General features: G+C 62.4%; 6 protein-coding genes. All 6 read right to left on the bottom strand.

Going from position 1 to position 7,292, the window contains the following annotated elements:
- The coding region (locus tag NKJ06_RS17055) for a transporter substrate-binding domain-containing protein (RefSeq protein ID WP_502905627.1) at positions 1-661 on the bottom strand (661 nt) is incomplete at its 3' end.
- A gap of 446 nt (positions 662-1,107) precedes the next feature.
- Positions 1,108-2,127 (bottom strand): isopenicillin N synthase family dioxygenase, encoded by a 1,020-nt coding sequence (locus NKJ06_RS17050; protein ID WP_352810281.1) that lies wholly within the window; start codon positions 2,125-2,127, stop codon positions 1,108-1,110.
- Between the two features lie 33 nt (positions 2,128-2,160).
- The gene (locus NKJ06_RS17045) at positions 2,161-3,486 is read right to left on the bottom strand and encodes an O-acetylhomoserine aminocarboxypropyltransferase/cysteine synthase family protein (protein WP_352629467.1); all 1,326 of its coding nucleotides are present in this window, start codon (positions 3,484-3,486) and stop codon (positions 2,161-2,163) included.
- Positions 3,487-3,501: 15 nt separating this feature from the next.
- Positions 3,502-4,551: an isopenicillin N synthase family dioxygenase gene (locus NKJ06_RS17040; protein WP_352629470.1), complete on the bottom strand. Its 1,050-nt coding sequence runs from the start codon at positions 4,549-4,551 to the stop codon at positions 3,502-3,504.
- 260 nt (positions 4,552-4,811) lie between these two features.
- Positions 4,812-6,449 carry an ABC transporter ATP-binding protein gene (locus NKJ06_RS17035; protein WP_352629473.1) on the bottom strand — a complete coding sequence of 546 codons (1,638 nt, stop codon included), beginning with the start codon at positions 6,447-6,449 and terminating at the stop codon, positions 4,812-4,814.
- The gene (locus NKJ06_RS17030) at positions 6,446-7,288 is read right to left on the bottom strand and encodes an ABC transporter permease (protein WP_352629475.1); all 843 of its coding nucleotides are present in this window, start codon (positions 7,286-7,288) and stop codon (positions 6,446-6,448) included. Before NKJ06_RS17030 ends, NKJ06_RS17035 begins: the two co-directional genes overlap by 4 nt.
- Positions 7,289-7,292 lie beyond the last annotated feature (4 nt).

Here is a 7,292-nt window from a genome sequence, read left to right as displayed (position 1 = left end):
GGATGATATAGTCGTCGGGCTTCTTCAGCTGGGTGCGCTTGCCGACGAGATCGGACGAATCTTGCGTGATGGCATCGACGCGACCTGTCTCCAGCGCGTTGATGAACTCACCGGTGTCCTCGATCGTCACCGGCGTGAACTTCTTGCCGGTCTTGCGGAAGAAGTCGGCGATGTTCAATTCGCCCGTCGTGCCGCTCTGAACGCCGATGGTGGCGCCATCGAGGTCGGCTGCCTTGGTCACGCCGAGATCCTTGCGCACCAGGATGCCCTGGCCGTCATAGAAAACCGTCGGGCCGAAATGGAAGCCCAACTGGAAGGCACGCGTGATGGTCACCGTCACACCCGACAGCAACACGTCGAATTCACCCGCCTGGAGCGCCGGCAGACGCTGTTGCGGCGAGGAATTGGTGAACTCCACCTTTTCCGGATCGCCAAAGACGGTGATCGCCAGGGCACGGCCGTAGTCGGCGAAGAAACCTTGCCAGCGACCGTTGCTGTCCGGCGAGAAGAAGCCGGGTGTCGTGCCGACACCGACCTTGATGGAGCCGCGCTCCTTGATCTTGTCGAGCGTCGGGCCTGCATAGGTCGCGGTCGAAAACAGCCCTGCCGCCACCACCAGCGTCGTCGCCAGAGCCGTCCTCCAACCGGCGCCAGGCCGCATTGCAATCGTCATGTCAGTCAACTCCTGAGGTTCATTGTTGCCAGCCGACCGCGGAACGTCCCCCGCTCTGTTCGACTGCCTCGAAGTTAACTCTATAATTTTTGTAGACTAAGGAACGGCAATCCAATTTTCTGCCTGTCCGGAAAGCAGATTGCTTCGAAAATGCCCATTGGCGGCGAATGCGAACCTGCACCGTTTCCGAATGTGTTTCCCTCGCGAAAGACACGTTCCGGCACGGCTGAAGAAGGAGGTCCCGGGACAAAAAATGGCCGGGCTCGAATACGGCCCGGCCAAAAGAAGGTTAAAACCTTCAGAGGGGAACACCGTTCAGCGGAATGGGAGGAAACTGCCGAACGATTTTACCTGTTTGAGCCTATTTCGGTGACTTGGCGACGAATGAAATTCCAAAAATATACAAATGAGCAAAAATTCGTGCTCAGCAACCGTTACAAGCCCGCGGTTCCAGTCTGGAGGAGATCAGCGTAATGGCGGCGTGCCACGTCGGGATGTGAACGCAGTCGGCTTTTGAGCACATTGGTCCCGACATCGCGGAACAATGGGTTGTCGGGATCGCTTGCCGGTCCGCGCGCCTGCGCCGCCAGTTCCTCGGAAAGGCTGAGAAGCGGTATGGTCGCATCGAGCCGCGCGCTGAAAAAGAAGGGAACGGAAATCCGCTCGACGCCGGCAGGCGGCGTCACGACGCGGTGCACGGTGGCGCGCAGGTAGCCATTCGATGCCAGTTCGAGCAGTTCGCCGATGTTGACGACCAGCGTTCCGGGGATCGGGTCGACATTCACCCAGCTTCCATCATACTCGACCTGCAGCCCCTTGTTGTCGTCCTGCAGCAGCAGGGTCAGGAAGCCGCCATCCTTGTGCGCGCCGACGCCCTGGTCGCCTTCGGTCGCATCACGGCCGGGATAGCGCACGATCTTCATGCGATGGTTGGGCGAGTCGCGGTAGATCGCGTCGAAGGCGTCCTCGGGCTGATCGAGCGACAGCGCGAAGGCCTTCAGCAAGCGGGTCGCCACTGCCGTCGCCTTGATCTGCCACGCCAGCAGCGCCGGCTTGAGATCCGGCAATGCCTGGGGCCATTGGTTCGGCCCTTGCAGCCGCGTCCAGGGCGCAATTCCAGGTCCTTGCTGTATGGGCTGGCGCTCGACGCCGATGTCGAGTTGCTCGCGCCAGTCGGCCGCGCCCTTGGTCAGTTCGCCGCCGGCGCGGGTGTAGCCGCGAAACTGCTGGGATTTGACCATTTCGATCGCCAGCTTGTCGGCCTCGGGCAACGCGAAGAACCGGCGCGAGGCATCGAGCACGTCGTCGATCTCCGAGGCGGAAATCCCGTGGCCGCTGAGGTAGAAGAAGCCGACATCCCGGGCCGCCGTACGCAGGTCCAGGAGAAAGGTACGATATTCGGACGCACCTTGTTGGAGACGGCTCAGATCGAGCACCGGCACAATTCTGGGCATGGTCAGGTTCCTTCTTTTCTCTGCCTTGTGGATCTAAGCAGCTTTCAATTCTCTCTCGCCCTCCGCCTGATCGAGCGCCTGGTCGAGATCACGGATGATGTCGTCGGGATGCTCGATGCCGATCGACAAACGGACATAGCCGGGCGTCACGCCGGTCGCGAGTTGGTCTTCGGGTGAAAGCTGGGAATGCGTCGTGGTCGAAGGGTGGATTGCCAACGATCTTGCGTCGCCGATATTGGCAACGTGATACAGCAGCTTCAGCCCATTGATGAAGCTGCGCCCCGCCTCGCGGCCATCCTTCAGCTCGAAACCGACCAGGGCGCCAAAGCTGCCGTTTCGCAGATAGTAGTCGGCCCGCCGTTTCTCTTCACCCGACTGGTAGCGCGGGAAGATGACGCTCGAGACTTTCGGGTGGGCCTTCAGATATTCCGCCACCTTGATCGCATTCTCGCTATGCTGGCGAATGCGGAGCGGCAGCGTCTCCAGCCCCTGCAGCAGCTGGAACGCGCTGAAGGGGCTGATCGCGGCGCCGATATCGCGCAACAGCACGGTCCTGATGCGCACGATATAGGCGACGGGTCCGAGCGGCTTGACCGCCTCCACCCAGATCTTGCCATGATAGCTCGGATCCGGCTGGTTGAGCGTGGGAAAGCGCTCGGCATGCTCTTCCCAGGGAAAATTGCCGCCGTCGATGATGAGGCCGCCAATCGTCGTGCCGTGGCCGCCGATATATTTGGTGGCGGAGTAGACGACGACGGCAGCACCATGGTCGAACGGCCGCAGAATCAGCGGCGCCGCCGTGTTGTCGACGATGAGCGGCACGCCGAGCGACCGGCCAATGTCGGCGACTTCCTTGATAGGGAAGACATGCAGCTTGGGATTGGGCAGCGATTCCGCGTAGTAGGCGCGTGTTCGCGCGTCGGTGGCGCGGCGGAAATTCTCTGGATCGGACGGATCGACGAACCGCACCTCGACGCCGAAATGCTTCAGCGTTGCGGCAAACAGCGCCCAGGTCCCGCCATAGAGATCGGTCGATGAGACAATGTTGTCGCCGGCCCCGGCGAGGTTGAGAACCGAATAGGCGGAAGCAGCCTGTCCGGACGAAACGGCCAACGCCGCGGCACCGCCTTCGATCGCCGCAATGCGCTGCTCGAAGGCGTCTTGTGTCGGGTTGGATACGCGCGTGTAGATGTGTCCGTCCTCATCGAGCGAGAACAGCTTGTCGGCATGATCCGTGTCCCGGAACTGGTACGATGTCGTCTGGTAAATCGGCACCGCAACCGCCCCTGTCGCTGGGTCGGAACGGTATGTGCCGCCATGCAGGGCCAGCGTTTCGGGTGCAAGGTTCTCGAGCGTCATCGTCAATTCTCCGGTTCAAGCGATGGGAACGAGTTCGGCGTGGCCCTGGGCCGCGAGGAGGTCGGCATGATGGCGTTGGGCGACATCGGGATGTGAACGCAGCCGGCTCTTCAGGGCGTTCTGCCCGGAATTGCGGAACAGCGGATTTTGCGGATCGCGCGTGATGCCGCCGGCTTGCGCTTTCAGATGAGGAGCGAGTTCCAGCAAGGGCACCTCGGCATCGAACGGCGCGCCCAGGAAGAATGCCACCGAGAGCCGATCGGCACCGGCCGGCGGCGTGACGACGCGGTGAACCGTCGCCTTCAGATAGCCGTCCGTCGCCATTTCGAGGAGTTCGCCGATGTTGACGACGAACGTGCCCGGGCGCGGCTCTGCGTCGATCCAGCCGCTCTCGGTTTCAACTTCCAGTCCCTTTTGCTTCTCTTGCAGCAGCAAGGTCAGAAAACCGCTGTCCTTGTGCGCACCGACGCCTTGCTCGCTCTCGGTCGCATCACGGCCCGGATAGCGGATGATCTTGATGAGGTGATTGGGCGTGCCGCGATAGATCGAGGCAAAGACGTCCTTGTCCTGCTCGAGCGCGATGGCAAAGGCCTGCAGCAGCCTGGTCGACAGGTCGGTGAGTTCCGATTGCCAGTTGAGCAGCACTGGCTGCAGCTCGGGCAGAGCGTTCGGCCATTGGTTAGGACCCTCCAGCCGGGTCCAGACAGGCAGCTTGGGATCGAGAGGGAAGGCCGGCGCCTCGGAGCCTATATCGACCTGCTCGCGCCAGTCGCGCTGACCCTTGGTCCGTTCCTGGCCGACACGGTTATAGCCGCGAAAATGTGGCGAGTTGACCATTTCGATTTCGAGCTTGGCAGCCTCGGGAAGCCCAAAGAATTGCCTGGAAACGCGCAGCACATCATCGATCTGCGACTGGGCGATTCCATGCCCTGTCAGGTAGAAAAAACCGACGTCGCGGGCGATCGACCGCAGGTCCTCCAGAAAGGAATGCCGTGACGCGGACCCGCCGTCAAAGCGGGAGAAATCCAGAATGGGCAATTGGCGAGGAGAAGTAGAATCGGCCATTGGCAAGCACTCTGGATATGGATAACGCGTTTAAGGTGACACGCTGAGCGTCCCGATCAAAGCAACGGATGATCCAATCTGAGGGCGCATGAAAGAAAGTCAGCGCTGCATATTATCGCTTTCCGGAAAATAATATTTTTGGCGGCTATTCTCTGCACGATGCGTCTGCCGGATTTCCTTCGACTATCCCTTAGTCATGAGACAACGCTAACCACGGCGCGACACCTTCCTCGTTTCGCCGCACCGATCGCAAAGCACCTCTATTCCGCGGCCGCCCGGTTGATCTGCTCGCGGCTGCGCTCCCAAGACAGGCCTGGGACCGCCGCCAGCAACGCACGCGCATAGTCGGATTGGGGTCGCGTCAACACCTGCTCCGCCGGTCCATCCTCGACGATCTTGCCGTTCTGCATGACGACGATGCGGTCGGCGATCGCCGAGGCGACACGCAGGTCGTGCGTGATGAACAGCATCGACAGGCCGAGGTCGCGTTTGATTTCCGCCAGAAGGTCGAGGATCTGCGCCTGTATCGAGACATCCAGGGCCGAGACCGGCTCGTCGGCGACGAGCAGATCGGGCTCAAGCATGAGTGCTCGCGCCAGGCCGATGCGCTGCCTTTGGCCTCCCGAGAAAGCGTACGGAAATCGATCGGCCGCACTGGGATCAAGCCCGACGCGGACAAGAAGACGGGACATGCGCTCCTCGGCCCTCTCGCGCGAAAGGCCGTTGACTATGGCGGCTTCGGTCAGGATGCGGCGGACGCGATGGCGAGGATTGAGGGAGGCGAAGGGATCCTGAAACACCATCTGGATACGCGGACGCAAAGTCCGTTCGCGTGTCGTCCCGGCGAGATCACGCCCGTCAAAGCGCAGGCTGCCTTCATCCCAGTCGGCCAGCCCTACAACGCATTGGCCGAGCGTCGTCTTGCCCGAACCGGATTCACCGACCAAGGCGACCGTCTCGCCTGGCCCGATTGTCAGGCTGACGCCGTCGAGTGCCCTGGTGGCGGATATTTGCCGCCGCCATGGCGCGCGGCGATCGCGATAGGTCTTGGTCAGCCCGCGGACCACGAGAAACGGATCCCCTGCGTCCTGTCTGTCCGTTGCATTGGCATGCAGAACCGGAACGGCTTCGATCAGGCGGCGTGTGTAAGGCTGCGACGGCGCTTCGAGGACATCATGCGCTCGGCCGGCCTCAACCACCCGCCCCTCCTTCATCACCATGACACGGTCGGCAATGTCGGCGACCACGCCGAAATCATGCGTAATGAACAGGATCGCGAGGCCGAGCCTTTCGCGGATTTCAAGGATCAGCCGCAGGATTTCAGCCTGGGTCGTGACGTCGAGCGCGGTGGTCGGCTCATCGGCTATCAGCAGGTCCGGGTCGTTGGCGATCGCCATGGCGATCATCACCCGTTGCCGCTGCCCGCCCGAAAGCTGGTGCGGGTAGCGGTGGATGATCGTCTCCGGATCCGGAAGCCTGGTTGCCCGCGCCAGCTCCAGCACGCGAGCGGCGCGCGCCCTGCGGTCACCACCGTCATGCGCGGCGAGCGCTTCCTCGATCTGGCGACCGATGGTCAGCACCGGATTGAGCGCGCTCATCGGTTCCTGGAAGACAAAGCCTATGCGCTTGCCGCGCAGCAGCCGAAACGAGGCCTCGCTGATCCCGGCGACGTCGCGGCCGTCGAAACGGATCGCACCGGCGGCGACCTGAAGCTGCTTCGCCGGCAACAGACCGGCAATGGCCGCTGCCAGTATGGATTTGCCGGACCCGGATTCGCCAACCAGGCAGAGCACTTCGCCACGGTCGATGCGCAACGACACGCCCTCTACGGCCAATGCCCGATCGGCATCGACCGGCAACGCGATGGAGAGATCGTCGATCTCGACCAGAGCCGTCATGCGCGCCCGCCGCGATTGCTGTTTCGAGGGTTGAGCCAATGGTTCAGGCCGTCGCCGACGAGGTTCAGGGAAAGAACGGTGAGGAAGATCGCCAGGCCCGGAATGGTCGACAGCCACCAGTTGACGCGAAAGGCGGTCCTGCCGGTGCCGAGCAGATAACCCCAGGAGACGAACTCGCGATTGCCCAGACCAAGGAAGCTGATGCCGGACTCGATCAGGATGACGGTCGCCGTCATCAGCGAAGCGGCGACGATCACCGGCGACAGGACGTTAGGAAGGATGTGCCCGCAGATGATGCGGGCAGTCGACAGCCCGCCAACCCGTGCCGCCCGCACGAAGTCCTGGTTCACGAGGCTGAGCACCTCGGCCCGCACCAGCCGTGCGATCTGCGGCCAGCTGACGATTGCAATGGCCAGGATGATCGAGGTCAACGAAGGCGCGATGATCGCAACGATGACGACCGTCAGCAGGAAGCTCGGGATGGTCTGGAAGAACTCGGTGAACCGCATGGCGACGTCATCGACCCAGCCGCCGAAATAGCCGGCGACAGCACCTATCGCCGTGCCGAAGGCGACGGCGAGCAGCGTCACCGCCAAAGCGATCAGCAGCGTGACCTGTGCCCCGTGGGCGATGCCGGCCGCAAGATCGCGGCCTAGCATGTCGGTGCCGAACAGATGACCCGGACTGAAGGGCGGCAGGTTCGGACGGGCGACCATGCGCCAGGGATCGCCCGGAAAGAGAATGCCGGCGAAGACCGCCATCAGCAGGATCGCGATCAGGATCAGCGCGCCGGCAACGGCGCCCGGATGCCTGAGGAACGAGCTTCGCAGAAGGGCCATGGCC

Origin of the sequence: Mesorhizobium sp. M0293 (genome assembly GCF_040321735.1) — a bacterium.
Classification (GTDB): Bacteria; Pseudomonadota; Alphaproteobacteria; order Rhizobiales; family Rhizobiaceae; genus Mesorhizobium.
This window is presented reverse-complemented; position numbering and strand designations above follow the sequence as displayed.

Excerpts from the sequence above, each read along its gene's own strand:
- NKJ06_RS17030 (WP_352629475.1), bottom strand. The coding sequence starts at position 7,288 with ATGGCCCTTCTGCGAAGCTCGTTCCTCAGGCATCCGGGCGCCGTTGCC.
- NKJ06_RS17045 (WP_352629467.1), bottom strand. The coding sequence starts at position 3,486 with ATGACGCTCGAGAACCTTGCACCCGAAACGCTGGCCCTGCATGGCGGC.
- NKJ06_RS17035 (WP_352629473.1), bottom strand. The coding sequence starts at position 6,449 with ATGACGGCTCTGGTCGAGATCGACGATCTCTCCATCGCGTTGCCGGTC.
- NKJ06_RS17050 (WP_352810281.1), bottom strand. The coding sequence starts at position 2,127 with ATGCCCAGAATTGTGCCGGTGCTCGATCTGAGCCGTCTCCAACAAGGT.
- NKJ06_RS17040 (WP_352629470.1), bottom strand. The coding sequence starts at position 4,551 with ATGGCCGATTCTACTTCTCCTCGCCAATTGCCCATTCTGGATTTCTCC.